Origin of the sequence: Chitinophaga sp. RAB17, from assembly GCF_052114225.1 — a bacterium.
GTDB lineage: Bacteria > Bacteroidota > Bacteroidia > Chitinophagales > Chitinophagaceae > Chitinophaga.
Genome location: NZ_JBFREI010000002.1, coordinates 429359 through 446762, shown reverse-complemented (window position 1 = coordinate 446762; position 17404 = coordinate 429359). Strand labels below are relative to the sequence as shown.

At 43.9% G+C, this 17404-nt stretch carries 14 protein-coding genes; 11 read left to right on the top strand and 3 right to left on the bottom strand.

Features of this window, described 5'->3' with window-relative positions:
* Nucleotides 1-3: 3 nt before the first annotated feature.
* The 4 genes from cydB (at nucleotide 4) to AB4Z08_RS07780 (ending at nucleotide 4376) form a co-directional block, all read left to right on the top strand.
* Nucleotides 4-1038: a cytochrome d ubiquinol oxidase subunit II gene (gene cydB / locus AB4Z08_RS07795; protein ID WP_441573164.1), complete on the top strand. Its 1035-nt coding sequence runs from the start codon at nucleotides 4-6 to the stop codon at nucleotides 1036-1038.
* A gap of 513 nt (nucleotides 1039-1551) precedes the next feature.
* Entirely contained in the window at nucleotides 1552-2514 is a 963-nt protein-coding gene (locus AB4Z08_RS07790; RefSeq protein WP_441573163.1) for a helix-turn-helix transcriptional regulator, read from the top strand.
* A 75-nt stretch (nucleotides 2515-2589) separates the two neighbouring features.
* Complete coding sequence (locus AB4Z08_RS07785; protein ID WP_441573162.1) at nucleotides 2590-3621, top strand: DJ-1/PfpI family protein; 1032 nt, start codon at nucleotides 2590-2592, stop codon at nucleotides 3619-3621.
* Nucleotides 3622-3695: 74 nt separating this feature from the next.
* Complete coding sequence (locus tag AB4Z08_RS07780) at nucleotides 3696-4376, top strand: GyrI-like domain-containing protein (RefSeq protein ID WP_441573161.1); 681 nt, start codon at nucleotides 3696-3698, stop codon at nucleotides 4374-4376.
* Between the two features lie 101 nt (nucleotides 4377-4477).
* Here AB4Z08_RS07780 and rnc read toward each other — a convergent pair whose 3' ends face one another.
* From rnc to AB4Z08_RS07765, 3 genes are read right to left on the bottom strand one after another with little or no spacing between them, the layout of a single operon-like run.
* Nucleotides 4478-5197: a ribonuclease III gene (rnc, locus tag AB4Z08_RS07775; RefSeq protein ID WP_331964734.1), complete on the bottom strand. Its 720-nt coding sequence runs from the start codon at nucleotides 5195-5197 to the stop codon at nucleotides 4478-4480.
* 10 nt (nucleotides 5198-5207) lie between these two features.
* Nucleotides 5208-6461, bottom strand: a complete 1254-nt coding sequence (gene fabF / locus AB4Z08_RS07770) for a beta-ketoacyl-ACP synthase II (RefSeq protein WP_441573160.1) — start codon at nucleotides 6459-6461, stop codon at nucleotides 5208-5210.
* A 23-nt stretch (nucleotides 6462-6484) separates the two neighbouring features.
* On the bottom strand, nucleotides 6485-6721 hold the full coding sequence (locus AB4Z08_RS07765) for an acyl carrier protein (protein WP_012788038.1): 237 nt from the start codon (nucleotides 6719-6721) through the stop codon (nucleotides 6485-6487).
* A gap of 492 nt (nucleotides 6722-7213) precedes the next feature.
* Here AB4Z08_RS07765 and AB4Z08_RS07760 point away from each other — a divergent pair, with 492 nt between their 5' ends.
* The 7 genes from AB4Z08_RS07760 (at nucleotide 7214) to AB4Z08_RS07730 (ending at nucleotide 17395) form a co-directional block, all read left to right on the top strand.
* Nucleotides 7214-8299, top strand: a complete 1086-nt coding sequence (locus AB4Z08_RS07760) for an efflux RND transporter periplasmic adaptor subunit (RefSeq protein ID WP_441573159.1) — start codon at nucleotides 7214-7216, stop codon at nucleotides 8297-8299.
* 132 nt (nucleotides 8300-8431) lie between these two features.
* Entirely contained in the window at nucleotides 8432-11560 is a 3129-nt protein-coding gene (locus AB4Z08_RS07755; protein ID WP_441573158.1) for an efflux RND transporter permease subunit, read from the top strand.
* Between the two features lie 35 nt (nucleotides 11561-11595).
* Nucleotides 11596-12930, top strand: a complete 1335-nt coding sequence (locus AB4Z08_RS07750; protein WP_441573157.1) for a TolC family protein — start codon at nucleotides 11596-11598, stop codon at nucleotides 12928-12930.
* 290 nt (nucleotides 12931-13220) lie between these two features.
* Complete coding sequence (locus tag AB4Z08_RS07745) at nucleotides 13221-13964, top strand: hypothetical protein (RefSeq protein ID WP_441573156.1); 744 nt, start codon at nucleotides 13221-13223, stop codon at nucleotides 13962-13964.
* A 506-nt stretch (nucleotides 13965-14470) separates the two neighbouring features.
* On the top strand, nucleotides 14471-15064 hold the full coding sequence (locus AB4Z08_RS07740; RefSeq protein ID WP_441573155.1) for a family 16 glycoside hydrolase: 594 nt from the start codon (nucleotides 14471-14473) through the stop codon (nucleotides 15062-15064).
* 310 nt (nucleotides 15065-15374) lie between these two features.
* Nucleotides 15375-17195, top strand: coding sequence for a type VI secretion system Vgr family protein (locus tag AB4Z08_RS07735; protein ID WP_441573154.1), 1821 nt, complete (start codon nucleotides 15375-15377; stop codon nucleotides 17193-17195).
* Nucleotides 17196-17206: 11 nt separating this feature from the next.
* A complete protein-coding gene (locus tag AB4Z08_RS07730; RefSeq protein ID WP_441573153.1) occupies nucleotides 17207-17395 on the top strand; it encodes a hypothetical protein in 189 nt (62 codons plus the stop codon).
* Nucleotides 17396-17404 lie beyond the last annotated feature (9 nt).

Sequence of the window (17404 nt, the reverse complement as noted above, 5' to 3'; positions counted from 1 at the left end):
TGTATGGAAACAATACTCGGACTGGATCTGCCTACCTGGTGGTTTTTAGTGATTGGCGGATTGATCACAGGATATGGTGTGCTCGATGGTTTTGACCTGGGAGCAGGCGCCTTACACCTGTTTTTTAAGAAAGAAGAAAGCCGGCGCCTGGTGCTGAATGCAATTGGACCGGTATGGGATGGTAATGAAGTATGGCTGGTGATTGCGGGCGGTGCGCTTTTTGCCGGCTTCCCACTGGTATATGGCGTGGTATTATCTACCTTCTATATCCCTTTTATGTTATTCCTCGTAGCACTTATTTTCCGTGCTATTTCTATAGAGTTCAGAAGTAAGGAAACATGGTTATGGTGGCGGAAAATGTGGGATATCAGCTACACCGTATCCAGTACAGGTATTACGCTGTTGCTGGGATTGGTACTGGGCAACCTGATACATGGACTTCCCATCAATAAGGAACATGAGTTCACCGGCACCCTGCTTACTTTCTTTAATCCCTATGCGATATTGATTGCGTTTACCACCTTATCGTTATTCATGCTGCATGGTTCCATTTACCTGGTGATGAAAACGGAGAACAGGCTGTATACGCGGCTGACGGTGATTGTAAACAACTGCAGCAAGTTCTTCATTCTTTGTTTTATACTAACGTCAATGGCTACTCTCATTTATGTGCCACATATGACGCATCAGTTTAAATCACAACCCGCCTTATTTGGACTGCCTATGCTGGCCGTGCTGATTCTATTGAATATCAAAAGAAATGTAGATGCCCGTAAATATTATACTGCGTTTTCCTACTCCTGCATTATTACGGCATGTTTGCTGATCCTGTTTGCAGTTGGATTATATCCCAATATTGTGATATCTACCACTGATCCGGCATATAGTATCAGCATCTACGCTGCGGCATCTTCCACAAAATCATTAAAAATTATGTTGCTGATTGCTGCCATTGGTACCCCTATGGTAATTGGATATACTGTTTTCCTGTTCTGGACATTCCGGGGTAAGGTGAAGTTGAATGAGATGAGCTATTAGAGCTGTTAGCTATTAGCCTTTAGCTATTAGCTTGCCGTTTGTTGGGGTAGTGTTATTAGAGAGAAATATGAGCTGCTAGAGCTGTTAGCCTTTAGCTGTTAGCCTTTAGCTGTTAGCTTGCCGTTTGTTGGGGTAGTGTTATTAGAAAGAAATATGAGCTGATAGAGCTGTTAGCCTCTAGCTATTAGCTTGCCGTTTGTTGGGGTAGTGTTATTGGAAAGAAATATTACTCAGAAAGGTCTAACAGCTAAAAGCTAATGGCTAAAAGCTCTCTAAAAAACAGGTCCCCGCAAGAAATTGCAGGGACTTACCATTTAACCTATATTCTGTACTGTAGCATTGTGTTGATGATCTCCCGAAAGTCTTCATGATCATTTTTCCGGTATCTTATCTTTTATCAGGAGATGATTATGTATTTAAGACCACGTACGTTGATTAAAGTTTAATGGTTTTAAAAAAATTTCTGAAAATAATTTCGGGAGACCGAAATTCGTACCCAGAATTACCGTTTTCATGAACCGCATCGACCGTCTAACAGCCATTCTCATACAATTACAGGGCAAAAAAATAGTAAAGGCCGCTGAAATTGCCGACCGCTTTAACATTAGCTTAAGGACGGTATACCGGGATGTAAAAGCCCTGCAGGAAGCCGGTGTGCCTATTGGGGCAGAAGCTGGTACCGGCTATTATATCGTAGAAGGCTATCATCTGCCTCCGGTCATGTTCTCCAAAGAGGAAGCCGCTGCCCTTCTTACAGGGGAAAAACTAATGGAGCAGTTCAGCGATCACAGCAACAGGAAGCAGTTTAGTCTGGCTATGGAAAAGATCCGTTCCGTACTCCGGGGCACCGAAAAGGACTACCTGGAATCCCTGGATGAAAATATAGCCGTATTACGGTATCGGCCACCAAATCTGGAAGCTGAGCAGTTCCCTAACCGGTTTCTGTCCGACATACAGCAGGCCTTGGGCATGAACCAGGTCATCAGCATGGAATATTTCTCCATACAGGAGGAAGTAGCCACCAAAAGAGAAATAGAGCCAGTGGGCATTTTCCATATGAGCGCCAACTGGCACCTGATTGCCTTTTGCAGGCTCAGACAGGGGTATCGTGATTTCAGGATAGACCGGATACGTAAATTAAGTGTACTACCTTCCCACTACCATAAGAACAAACACCTGTCCTTACAAGACTACCTGGAGCAACAAAGGCAACGGAATAAAGGTGATACCTATCTCATCAAAATAGCCATTGACAACGATGTGATGCGATACCTGCGCGAGCAGAAATATTATTATGGCCTGATGGATGAAAAAGTGATCGGGGATAAAACGGAGCTAACTTTTCTACAATCTCACCTGGGACACTTTGCCAGATGGATGATTATGCTGGGCAACAACGTAAACATCATTCAGCCACAGGAACTCAAGGTGGCTGTCGGGGAGCTGGTTACAGAGCTCCACGCACATTATTTTTAATTTTTTGAAATGCTGCTGACATAAGGTTGTCACTTCATGGCCTTTGCTTTGTGTTGTTATCAAAAACAATACGATATGAAAACACTAAGCAATTGCTATGTATACCTTTTCGATGGCTATTCAGACTGGGAGCCGGCGCTGCCCATGTATGGCATAAGCAGCTTTACAGATGTTAACATCGTCACTTTTTCCCTCAACGGTAAACCGGTGACTTCTGGTGGTAAATTGCTGGTGCAGCCACAAGCCAGCCTGGAGCAGGCATTGGCGGCAGATATAGACCTCCTGATACTCCCTGGCGGAGCTCCCATGGAGCAAGGCGCTAATACAGAGGTACTTCCACTTATTCAGCAATTACTTGAAAAACAAAAAACGATAGCCGCCATCTGTGGAGCCACCGTATTACTGGCCCAGCACGGCTTCCTGGATAATATCCCCCATACCAGCAACCACGCTGAAGTACTCAAGCAACTGGCACCCGCCTATAAAGGCGCGGACTTCTATGAAAACAGTCCGGCTGTAACAGCGCCACATATCATTACCGCCGCCGGCACCGCCATGGTACCATTTACCAAAGCCATCTTTCAACATTTTGATTTACTGCAAAACGAAAAACTGAAGTTCTGGTTTGGCTTCTTTGACGCCAGTAGTACGGATACAGAGATGGGCGCTACACAGCCGTTTCATTTCTTCTATCGCCGCTACGAGACTAACTATGCCGGTATGCTGGAGCTGGTGCGTACCGCCATCAAAGTGGTATATCAGCAGGCGGTGGAAGCCGGTCTGGAAATATGTGGCAGTCCGCAATGGCATTATCATGGCTTCGATGGACAACCAGATACCGTATTCACCCTGGATATCGGTCTGCCGGTGACCGAAGTAAAAACTGTTGCAGCTCCATGGCAATGTGAAACACTGCCACCTTTCAAATGTGTAAGTATGCAGCACCACGGCTCCTGGGAACTGTTGGCCAACACCTACGGTAAACTATTTACCGGCATGGAAATGCTGGGCCTACAGATGAATGGTTATACCCGGGAACAGTACCTGCAATACAACTTTGAGCATCCGGAGCAAAATATTACCAACGTGCAGATTGGAATAATATAGTCTGGTAATGGGTGCGGGAACGGGCGCCCGCACCCATTATTTGCTACTAACAAAGTGAATTCAACCTTTCACCAATGAAAACTTATATCAACCTGGGATGGTTGCTCCTGATCACATTTGTTTTTGATATACAGCTAACACTAACAAACATGAATAAACTGGATTTAACGAAAGCATTCAAACGCTATTATACCGCCGCGAACGCACCCGAACTGGTTACCATAGAAAAAGGACTTTTTCTTACTATAATGGGCAAGGGAGATCCCAACAGTGCCGTATTTGGAGAAGTTACCGCAGCTTTGTATGCAGTAGCTTACGGCATCAAATTCAACAGCAAACAAAAAGGATTGGATTTTACCGTCAGCAAACTGGAAGGCTTCTGGTGGGTAGATGACCACACTGCAGATCCATTGCAGGTACCACGGGATCAATGGAATTATGAACTGGCTATCCGGCTGCCGGACGAAATCACCCGCCAACAATTTTCCGAATCAGTATTGGCAGCGGAGAAGAAAAAGAAATCGGCTTATATCCGCCAGGTAGATTTTAAACATATAGAGGAAGGGTTGTGCGTACAGATGCTGCATACAGGACCTTTTAGTGAAGAGCCGGTATCACTGAAGAAAATGGAAGACTTTATGCATCAGCAGGGATTGCAGATGAATGGGCGGCATCATGAAGTTTACTTGTCTGATTACAGAAAAACAGCACCTGAAAAACTAAAGACAATATTGAGGCACCCGGTCAAGAAGTAGGGGTATAATAAAGGTCATTTCTCTGGAAGCCTTATATCAAAGGCATTGATGGAGTTACTCAAGATAGCTTATAGCCGGAAGCGAATAGCTGACGGCTTTTTTTAGTCTCCGAGTCCCAGTTGTATAATTGCCTGTTGGGCAGCAATCTGGCTGGCGTCTTTTTTATTGAAGGCTTTACCACTGCAGATCAGTTCTCCATCTACTACAGCACCCACGGTAAAAATGCGCCGGCCATTATCCATTTGTTCTTCGAGTAATTCGAATTCCAATGTTTTGCCATTTTTATTGGCCCAGCCGTATAGTTTGTTTTTGTGGTTCATTTCCACGGTTTCCAGCAGTTCCATATCGATATAAGGCATAATAATGCGCTTATGAACGAACTGTTGGGTTTTATTGTAACCGCGGTCCAGGTAAACGGCGCCAACGAGGGCTTCCAGGGTGTTACCGAATATCTGGCTGATTTTGAGAAAGCTGTTGTATTTATCGTAGATAGTAAGCTTGCGCAATCCCATCTTGATAGCGATATCATTTAACTGTTGCCGGTTAACGATCTTGGAGCGCATCTCTGTTAAATATCCTTCTGTTTTATAGGGATACTTTTTAAAGAGATAATCTCCCACAATGGCGCCAAGAATGGCGTCACCGAGGTATTCCAGCCTTTCGTTGCTTTCCAGGAATTTTTCTTTACTGGAACGATGGCTCAGGGCCACTTCATAAAGGGCAAAGTTACCTGGTGGAAATCCCAGCAGGTTGTGCAGCTCTTTATATAAGTGCCGTTTTTTGGAAACAAGTCGATATAAAAAACCTGGCAGTAAATTCACACAATCAAGATCAAGGAACGAATTTTTTGAAAATAACGGAGGCATTATGTCCCCCAAAACCAAAGGTATTGGATAATGCAGCGCTTACTTCTCTCTTTTGTGCAATATTAAAAGTAAAATTCAGTTTCGGGTCTAACTGCGGGTCGTCAGTAAAATGGTTGATCGTAGGAGGAACTATGCCATCGAGGATAGACATAATTACGGCTATAGATTCAACGGCACCGGCTGCCCCGAGTAAGTGACCTGTCATGGATTTGGTAGAGCTGATGTTCATTTTGTAAGCATGCTCTCCAAAAACTCCCTGAATGGCTTTTACTTCGGCAATATCTCCCAACGGAGTGGAAGTACCGTGAACGTTGATATAATCGATTTCGCTGGCCTGCATTCCGGCATCTGCCAAAGCATTCCGCATTACATTTAAAGCACCTAATCCTTCCGGATGTGGAGCTGTGATGTGATACGCATCTGCGGTAGCGCCGCCACCGGCTAGCTCTGCATATATCCTGGCACCTCTTTCCTGGGCATGTTCTAATGACTCCAGTACAAGGGCACCAGCTCCTTCTCCCATCACAAAACCATCCCGGTCAAGATCAAAGGGTCGGGAAGCAGTTTTAGGATCATCATTCCTTTCCGACAAGGCCTTCATGGCGTTAAACCCGCCAACACAAGGCTCATTGATTACATTTTCTGATCCACCGGTAATTACCATATCGGTTTTACCATAGCGGATACTGTACATCGCCTCTATAATTGCATTGGTTGCAGATGCACAAGCGGATACCACAGAAAAATTAGGCCCCCTGAAACCATGGCGGATAGAAATATACCCGGCCGCGATATCAAGAATAAGCCTCGGAATTAGAAAAGGGCTGAAGCGGGGCGTACCATCCCCAGTATGGAACTCTCTCAGTTCGTGACTGAAATTGATCATACCTCCAACACCAGTGCCCCATATCACTCCAACACGATCAGCATTGATCTTGTCTTTATTGATATTGGCGTCTAGTATCGCCTGATCTGCGGCAATTACAGCCGTTTGTGTAAAGGGGTCCATCTTACGGGCCTCCTTTTTGTCCAGGTAGTTAGCAGGATCAAAATTTTTCAGTTCACAAGCAAAACGAGTTTTAAACTTGGAAGCATCAAATTGCTTGATAAAATCCGCGCCGGATACACCGTTCGTCAATCCGTGCCAAAAATCAGCTACGGAATTGCCGAGCGGTGTAAGAGCGCCTAAACCTGTAACGACAACTCGTCTTGGTTGCATTAAAACAATTCTGATTAGTAGGATTATTTTACATGTTCTTCCAGGTAAGCAACTGCCTGGCCAACAGTAGTAATAGTTTCAGCTTGTTCGTCAGGAATGGAGATGTTGAATTCTTTTTCGAATTCCATAATCAGTTCTACCGTATCCAAAGAGTCAGCGCCTAAGTCATTGGTGAAGCTGGCTTCAGGAGTTACCTCGGCTTCGTCAACGCCCAATTTGTCAATGATGATCTTTTTAACTCTTGATGCAATGTCTGACATAATTTTAAGTGTTTTTGGTTTAAAACTTGACTGCAAAAATATAATTTTTATTGAATTGCCAACAGATAGCCCGAATTTTAAAGGCGCTCCAATAGGACCAATCCCACCAAACCCAGTACAGTAAACATATTCATTGCTTTGTTAATAAAAGAATTTATATATTTTTGATCCTGGCAGGTTTACAGATTTGCATATTTTACCACAAAAGTCGCCTTTTTCGGGACAAATACGCCAATCTCTCAAATCCAAAATATATAAATCTGAAAATATATCCATTCAACCGGCTATATCGCCACTTATCTAAAGCATTAACGCTATTTAACAGTCGCCCGGAGCTTTCAGCCCCCTCAATGCTTAAATTTGTCCGGCTTGTGAGATAAGTAGCTATACTTTTACCCTGTATCCTGCTTCCAGGTACTGTATTCGCTACCTTTTTTTTGCTAAACACTAACAGCCAGAGACTAACAGCTATAAAAACACATATAAAAAGATATGGCCATCACCAAAAAGACCGTTCGCTCAATAGTAATATTGGCCGCTGCCGGTATCGTCATCTTCCTCGTTTATAAGAAAATAGCCGGCAACAAGTCTGCCGGAGAACCCGGCGCAACCGCTGCTGCCAAAGGAGGCGGTGCCAAAACCCTCCTGACAGACGCCTGGATAGTCAAAACATCCCGACTCGATCAATCTATTGAAGCAAGCGGCACCTTGCAAAGCAACGAAGAAGTAGAAGTGAAACCAGAAATCAATGGCCGTATCATACACCTTTACTTTAAAGAAGGTACCTCCGTTAAAAGAGGAGATCTCCTCGTAAAACTCTACGATGAAGACCTCAAAGCCCAGCTTCAAAAACTTAAATTACAGCAGCAATTGTCCAAAACAACCCTGGAACGCCAGGAAAACCTGCTCAAAATAAATGGAATCAGTCAACAGGATGTAGATGTAACCCGTAACCAGGTAAGCGCCTACGGAGCAGATATGGATTATACCCAAACACAGTTACAGAAAACCGAACTGCGGGCTCCCTTCAGTGGAAAACTCGGTTTACGTAACGTCAGTGAAGGCGCCATCGTTTCTTCCGCCACCATTATTACTACCCTCCAACAGATAGATCCACTCAAAATGGACTTCTCCGTTGCAGAAAAATACCGCAACGCCATCAAAAACGGAGACCAGGTAAACTTTTATGTAGCCGGAGACAATAAAGAATATAAAGGCAGCATTTATGCCATTGATCCGAAAATAGACCTGACCACCCGTACAGTAAAACTCCGTGCCATCGTTCCTAATAACAATGGTATACTGTTCCCCGGATCCTTCGCTAAAGTAAAAATTGTATTGAAAGATATGCCGGAAGCCATGATGATCCCCTCACAGGCGGTTATCCCAGGCACCCGCGATAAGAAAGTGATCATTGCAGATGGCGGAAAAGCCAAGTTTGTAGTAGTAGAAACAGGCCTGCGTACAGAAAGCAGCGTACAAATCACCACCGGACTACAACCCGGCGATACCGTTATTACGACAGGTATCCTCCAGCTGAAACCTGGCATGCCGCTGAAGTATAATAAGATACAATAATGAAAAATTACGAATTAGGAATTACGAATTACGGATTTGTGGGGAGAGGATAACGAATACTCTTCCCGTTTACCATCTCCCCACAAATCCGTAATTCGTAATTCCTAATTCGTAATTCCAAAAATATTTACCATGAGTTTACCTTCGTTATCACTCAAACGCCCCGTATTTGCTATCGTGATGAATATCATTATCGTGATATTCGGCCTGGTGGGCTTTACTTTTCTGGGGGTAAGAGATTTCCCGGCTATTGACCCGCCTATCGTAAATGTACGCACCTCCTATGCCGGTGCCAACTCCGATATCATCGAAACACAGATCACCGAACCACTGGAAAAACAGATCAATGGTATTGCGGGGATTAAAAATATATCCTCCAGCAGCAGCCAGGGTAGCAGCAACATCACCGTAGAATTTGAACTGGGGCAAGACCTCGAAGGCGCTACCAACGATGTGCGTGATAAAGTATCCCAGGCATTGCGCAGCTTACCACCCGATATTGATGCACCTCCGGTTGTTTCCAAACAGGACGCCAACTCTGATGCTATCATCTCCATGACGGTACAAAGCAATACCCGCAACCAGCTGGAAGTAACCGAATACGGCACCAACGTACTCCTCGAGAAACTGCAAACCATTCCCGGCGTAAGCGCCATACAGATATGGGGAGAAAAACGATACGCCATGCGTATCTGGATGGATCCCGCCAAATTATCTTCCTATAGTCTTACCCCAGGCGATGTACAGGCTGCCCTGGTACGGGAAAACGTGGAACTCCCATCAGGAAAAATAGCCGGTAATGCTACCGACTTCACCGTGCGGACCTTTGGAAGATTAGTCTCTGAAGATGATTTCAATGGCCTCATTATCAAAAATGTAAACGGCAGCGAAATACGAATCCGTGACATCGGTCAGGCTGTACTTGGACCAGAAAATGAAGAAACCATGCTGAAAGAGTCAGGTAATCCGATGATTGCACTGGCCATGATTCCTCAACCCGGTTCCAACTACGTAGCTATTGCCGATGAATTTTATAAACGATTCAATCAGCTGAAAAAAGATATTCCGGAAGATTACTCCGTGAACATTGCCATGGATAATACCAAATTCATCAAACAATCTATTGATGAAGTAGAGGAAACCCTCATTGTGGCATTGGTACTGGTAATCATCATCGTATACCTTTTCTTCCGTGACTGGCTGATGGCATTACGCCCCTTAATAGATATCCCGGTATCCCTGATAGGTGCTTTCTTTATCATGTATGCCTGTGGCTTTACCATTAACATCCTCACCCTGCTCGCCATTGTACTGGCTACCGGACTCGTAGTGGATGATGGTATTGTGGTAACGGAAAATATTTATAAGAAAATAGAAGCCGGCATCCCACGAATGCGGGCTGCCCGGGAAGGATCAGAAGAAATATTCTTCGCGGTAATTGCTACGTCTATTACCCTGGCCTTTGTGTTCTTACCGATCATCTTCCTACAAGGCTTCGTAGGACAACTGTTCAGGGAGTTTGGTATAGTAGTAGCCGGTGCGGTAATCATCTCTGCCTTTGTATCACTCACATTAACACCGGTATTAAACGTTAAACTGGGACGTAAAACACATACCCACTCCTGGTTCTATACTAAAACAGAGCCCTTCTTCCGCTGGATGGAAGATGGCTATAAAAGTTCACTGGAATCGTTTATGCGTTTCCGTTGGATAGCCGGATTAATCATTGCCGGGTGCCTGGTGATGATCTATTTCCTGTTTAAAACATTACAATCTGAACTGGCGCCGCTGGAAGACAGAAGCACCTTCCGTTTATCTATTACTACACCGGAAGGAACCGCCTACGACTACATGGATAAATATGTGGATAAGCTGACCAAATTCATGATTGACTCCATCCCGGAAAAGAAAATTGTACTCAGCGTTACATCTCCCGGCTTCAGCGGTTCCGGGGCTGTAAATACCGCCTTTGCTAACGTAATGCTCACCGAACCACATGATCGTAAGCGTTCGCAGAAGGACATTGTGAACATGGTAAACCGTAACATGAACCGGTTCCCGGAAGGAAAAGTATTTGCCATTGAGTCACAAACCATCCAGGTAGGACGGCGTAGTGGTTTGCCGGTTTCATTTGTACTGGAACATATCAACTTTGATACGTTAACAGCTGTACTGCCCAAGTTCATGGAAGAAGTAGGCAACAGCAATGTTTTCCAGGGCACCGATGTGGATCTGAAATTCAACAAACCGGAACTGCGCATTCACATTAACCGCGATAAAGCCACCCAGCTGGGCGTTTCAGTACAGGATATTTCACAAACATTACAGCTGGCATTGAGTAACCTGCGCTATGGCTACTTTATCAGGAATGGTAAACAATACCAGGTAATGGGACAGGTATTCCGGGCTGACCGCGATGATCCAATGGATCTGCAGAACCTGTATGTACGCAACTCCCGCGGTGAAGCAATACAACTGGATAACGTGGTAAGTATTGAAGAAGAAACCAGTCCCCCGATTATTTATCACTTTAACCGTTACAAATCGGCTACCGTTTCCGCCGGTCTCGCACCAGGCAAAACCATTGGTGATGGTATTAAAGAGATGTACCGGATTTATGATAAACTACAAAAAGAACAGGTGCTCAATGATTCCTTTAACACCGCGTTATCAGGATCTTCACGTGACTACGCAGAAAGTGGCTCCAATACGATGTTTGCATTAGGACTTGCCCTGGTACTCATTTACCTGGTACTGGCGGCACAGTTTGAAAGCTGGATAGATCCGCTGATCATCATGCTTACCGTACCGCTGGCTTTTGCCGGAGCACTGTTATCATTATGGCTGTTTAATCAAACCTGGAATATATTCTCTCAGATAGGTGTAATTATGTTGATAGGGTTGGTAACCAAAAATGGTATCCTGATTGTAGAATTTGCCAACCATCAGCGTGATAGCGGTATGCAAAAAGCAGACGCGGTAATCAACGCCTCTTCTATGCGTCTCCGTCCTATCCTGATGACGAGTCTGGCCATGGCACTGGGCGCCTTACCGATTGCCATGTCGCTGGGAGCTGCTGCTACCAGCCGTATTCCGCTGGGTATTGTTATTGTGGGCGGTATTGTGTTCTCGCTGGTATTAACGCTATATGTAATTCCGGCGATGTATACCTTCCTCTCCCGCAGAGGCAATCTGTCTCATCATGATGAGGAAGAACTGGAAGACGATGCAGCCGCACAGGTAACATCAGCTCATGCCTGAGTACAACTGAATTGAATGATTAAGCTTAAGTATTTATGATGAAATATATAAAGATGCGTTGTTTATTATTACTGATGTTACTGGCAGGTACCGGCGCATTACATGCGCAGCAGAAGGTACTTACACTGGAACAGGCAATAGATGTAGCGCTGAAAAATAACTACGACATTCGTTTGGCAAGAAATACAGCAGAACTTTCTGCTAACGACTACGCCTATGCGAATTTTGCTTTTATTCCCCGTTTGAATGCTACAGCAGGTACCACCTGGAATCATACAGCCACCAAACAGGAGTTCGTAAATGGTACCACACGCGATACAAGCGGCATTAAGGGCAATAACATCAACGGCAATGTAAACCTTAGCTGGACATTGTTTGACGGTCTCAAAATGTTTGCAACACGTAATAAACTGGAATCTATCCGTAATCTCGGAGAGCTGGCCATGAAAGACCAGCTGCAAAATTCCATTGCCACCATCATTGGGGGTTATTATAATATTGTACAACAAAAGCAACAGCTGAAAGCATTAGCTGAACAGATGTCTATTTCTGAAGAACGGGTGAAATTATCAGATGCCAAATTCAGTACAGGGCTGGCCCCAAAAACAGATCTGCTGCAATCCAAAGTAGATCTTAATGCGCAAAAGGCTTTATACATCCGCCAGCAAACGCTGATAGAGCAAAGCAAAGGATTGCTGAATCAACTGATGGCTGTACCTGCCGGCGCCATTGGCTATGACGTAGTGGACTCTATTCCCCTGAATGCCGGTATTTCCTTTGCTGTGCTACAACAGAATATTGCAAATAATAATACCGCCATTAAAGTGCAGCAGCAGAACGTAAATGTATCGGCACTCACTATTAAAGAACGCCGCGCTGATTATTTCCCAGTAATATCTTTTAATTCTGCTTACAACTATACCCGTAATACATCCAATGCAGCCTCTAATGCATTCAGTCCGCGCTTTAGCCGCAACGGTGTTATTAACTACGGCTTAACCGCTGCTATACCTATCTTTAACGGCTTCAACGTAAAAAGACAGGTACAGAATGCCCGGATAGACTTTGATTTTCAAAACATCACTTTAGATAATGTAAAATCACAGGTAGATCTATCTCTGAATAATGCCTTCAAGGATTACGAATACTATAAGAAACAGGCATCACTGGAAGAAGAGACCAATGACCTGGCAAGAGAAAATGCGATGGTGGCACTGGAACGATTTAAACAGGGGGTATCCACTATACTCGAAGTAAAAATAGCTCAACAGAGTCTGGAAGATTCCTATTACAGGCTTATTCAGGCACGATATAATACCAAATTGGCCGAAACTGAATTAGGGAGACTGAATGGCGCATTGCTCCAATAAGTAATCCCAATTGACTTTTAAACAAAGAAGGGAATCGTGCTACTGCATGATTCCCTTCTTTGTTTAACCAACAGACGCGGTAATAATGGATCAGGTTTAAAACGGGGGGAATATCTTTTTTCAATATGCACTAAATGCAAATACACCGGCATTTGTCATGCTCAAATTCCCATCAAACTATCTTTGAATATTATACAATTCTCATGTCATTCCCTTTAGCTAATCTTCCGTCCATCCCGAAAATACGTTCCCCGAATTATCTTATATTTATCTTATCAAAATAACCTCCTATGGCAAAGCAAATGTCTATTCTTCCCTTTACGGGAAAACTCGGTCCTCTCATTGGGTATAGGCGCAATGGCGAGTACTTCCTGCGCTCCATGCCTGAAAGCGTGCAGCAAACGGCTGCTACCCGTCGCGCATCCCGCCGCTTTGGCATCGCCAGCAGGAAAGGTGCTTTTATCCGTCATGCTTTCTACCCGCACCTGGATATCCATTGTGACGGCGGCCACATCAATCGGCTGAACAGGCTACTCATTGCTGCCGGCGATCATCACGAAGCCATAACCGGCTTCCGATTCAATCAGCATACCGGCGTAGATCGCTTTTTTACGGTGGCTCCCCGGCTGTGCAGGAACGGGATATTAAATATTCCCGCACAAACCATTGCCGGGTATAAAGGCATTACTGCGCTGGAAGTAAAAGTGATCGCAACCCGTATTGATTTTACATCACGTCAGGTCGTGGGTAGCGAAACGGTTACACTCATGATAGATCCGGATACCACTTTCCAGGAAACAAATATTTCGCTGGAGGTACCCGGACAGGGTTCACTGGTAGTAGTTTTCCAGGTAAGAGCGATGTACAAAGATGGCCCATCGGGCAACAGGCAATACATGGCAGCCGATATTATTGCGGTGGCAGCGTCGCAGGTACCCAAATATGCTCCTAAACGTACCTACCCAAAGCGGACGAAATTGCTTCCCAAACTTATCTTTACACACGCATATCCAGCTATCATTCAATTGGAATAAAGCCATCTTGTCCCCGGAGATATTTTGATGAATAAACCCCTTATACCTGCTTCCTTTCAATAGTATATTTCTTCCCGCAGCTACAGTTGACACTGAAGCAGCGCTGCTATGGCCAGTGCTGACCTCCATCGATCTTTTGATTCCATTTCATCCCGGTGATACATCCGGAAGTCATCCCCGCATCAAGTCCACCTCTACTGCACCGCTTCTGTATGTACTTAGTGGGTATTAAGCATAGCATAAACGGAACCTACACAATGACAATACATGCTGTGAGTAATGTTGACGATAATGAGGGGTGTTCTTAATCCACTATAAAATTCAGTCTTAAAATTTACCCTATCCCCCCAATTTTCAACCTGATCCGTAATAATGTGCGGCCATGGACAGAAGCATGTACTACTACCGAACACATAAAATAATATATCATGTACTAATTGGTGTTTATCAAATACAATCTCTCCGGCATGGTTTTGTAAATGCTATCTTCATAAATATTATCTATTATGTTACGTCGCTTTTCCATTACCCTTACTTTTCTTTCATTCCTGGCCTTCATGGCTACTGCACAGGAGCTGCGCGTGGTAAACCGTGGGATAATCAGGGACTCCTCTGCGATCCATTTGAATGAAGCCCCCGGTGCGGGCATTGCCTGGATTAATAATAAGGATTTCGCCGATGGCACGATAGAATTTGATGCAAAAGGAAAGAATAAATTACAGCAAAGCTTTGTCGGCATCGCTTTTCACGGCGTAAACGATTCCACCTATGACGCCATATACTTCAGACCTTTTAATTTCCAGGTACCCGAAGCTGGCAGGAGGGGGCATTCTGTGCAGTACATTTCACTGCCGTTACACGACTGGGCAGCACTCAGGCAGGATTATCCGGGTAAATACGAAAGTGAAATAGATGCTACCACTGATCCCAATAAATGGTTTCATGTAAAAATTATCGTATCTTCTCCAGAGGTATCCGTATATGTGAACGGGCAGAGATGTTTAACAGTATCCCAGCTCAGCACACAAAAAAAAGGGATGATTGGATATTGGGTAGGAAATGGTTCTGCCGGAGATTGGAAAAATTTGACGATAAAATAAGTTTGTTGATTGATATAGTTAGAAGTTGGGCTTTAGGAACACATGTTCTTAAAGCCTTTTTTTGTAGAACTTAAAACCTCCACCCAGCACACAGCTAACACCTCACAACACAAACTGGCAAACACTTTCACAACATTCCAATGATTATATTTTTTTCGAAGAAATAAAAATGAAAATAATTTTTAGGTAGGATTCTTAATTATTTTTTTATCAATTAAAATTAATTCCATAATTTCGATTTATTGTTTTGTGCCCAAATAAAATTGCCTCTCCCAAACATATCCTCAATCATTTTTAATTCATTTTAATTATGACCTTGTATACAACAACTGTATCTGTAGGAGAGCATCAATTCGGACAATTCCAGTTTCTTCACCTGAAACAATCCATGAAAGAGCATCATGAATTTGAATTGGGTATTGGATACGACTGGCTATCCAATCATGGTCCCAATCCGCTGATCGCCGGCAAATCATTCCTGGGAAAGGAAATCAACATTTGTATCCAGGCAATTGAGCCTACGTTAAATTTCAAACCTTTATTATTTAATGGCATTATTACCAGTGTGAGTTCCGGGAAAGAAAAGAATGGAACCACCGGCAGTTGTACCCTTCGGGGAAACAGCCCTACCATTCTTCTTTCAGGCAACCCACACATGCAGTCATACGAGCAGCTGGCCTTATCATCCATTGTTAATACCGTTTTTAAGAATTGTTACCCACTCACTGTTAACCTGCAGGTAAATCCTGCTCTTACCTATCCGCTGAAATATATTGTACAGTATAAAGAAACAGGATTTGAATTCCTGCAGCGGCTCTCGCAACGATATGGAGAACACTTTTTCTATAATGGGCAGCAAATTATATTCGGACAATATATACCACAGAAAACCAGTCTTACACACCAGGCTGACCTTATTGATTTCCAACTGGAATGCAAAATCTTACCAGGTAATCAATTACTGCATGCCTATGAATACAGGCTTCAACAGGTCATTGAAGAGGAGACCGGCAGCCATGTTTTCTCCACTCTCAATAATTATTCTCAACAGGTACATTCGTTAAGTAATAAATGTTACCATCACGCCGCCAGTTACAAAATCCCTTATGCATTCAGCAGTAATGCGAGGGCAGAATTATCCACCCTGGCACAGCAATACCAAAAGGCACGCATCTCCCAGATGGTATTCATAAGAGGATCCAGTAGAAACACGGGGCTGCGGCCGGGCAATATCATCAGTATACAGGAAAGATGGCATTCCAGGGAAGATCATGGCGAATTTATACTGACAAAACTGGAACATCATTGCGATGGGAATGGCGACTATTATAATACGTTCGAAGGTATCCCTTCAGATGTGGCAACTCCTCAGATGCATTTAACCAATGCCCCACAATGTGAAGCGCAAAGTGCAGTGGTAACAGATAACCACGATCCGAAAGGGCTGGGACGAATCCGGGTAAAATTCAACTGGCAAAACGGCGCTACTCCCTGGATCAGGCTACATCAACCACATGGTGGCGCCAATAAAGGATTTTACTTTATTCCAGAAATCAATGAAGAAGTATGGGTAGATTTTGAAGGAGGTAATCCCGAAGCTCCATTTGCCACCGGCTGCGCCAGTAATGGCAACGCCAGAACAAACTACGGAGACGAAATGAATAATATAAAAGTAATTAAAACACGTAGCGGCCATACCATCCGCATGGATGACACCCACGAACAGGAAAACATCATCATTTCTGACAAAGGAGGAAATACCATTATCATGGATACTCATGGTCAGAATATTTCGCTCTCTGCTCCGGAAAGCATTAAAATAACAGCAAAAAATATCAGCATACATACTACCGAAAATATTGATATGCACGCAGGACTTCACATGAACCACACCGCTGGCATGAACATTATCCATAGCGCAGGGGATTGCTTAAGTCAATACACGGTGAATGATTACCAGCTAACCGCTACCAACATCACCAAAACAGCCATGGAAAACATACATCTCCAGGCAAAAGAGATTGAGAAAAATGCCGAGGAAATAAATATTGAGAGCTCAAAAGAAAATATGCAGATAAGTGCGGAAAAAACGGTGCATATTAAAAGCGGAGAGAAATCAAAAATATTCTAAACCCTGTCACCATGCGTAACAACCACGCAGGAAATCTGCTTATCATCTGCAAAAAATACACAGAAAATGGCAAGAATATTCAATGGAATAGCTCCGGCGATATTGCCATCCATTCCGGCAAATCCATTATCATTAATGGCAAACAACATGGACTAAAATTCCGGCGAAACATCTCTGTTTCCGCTACGGAAACAGAATAATACACACAA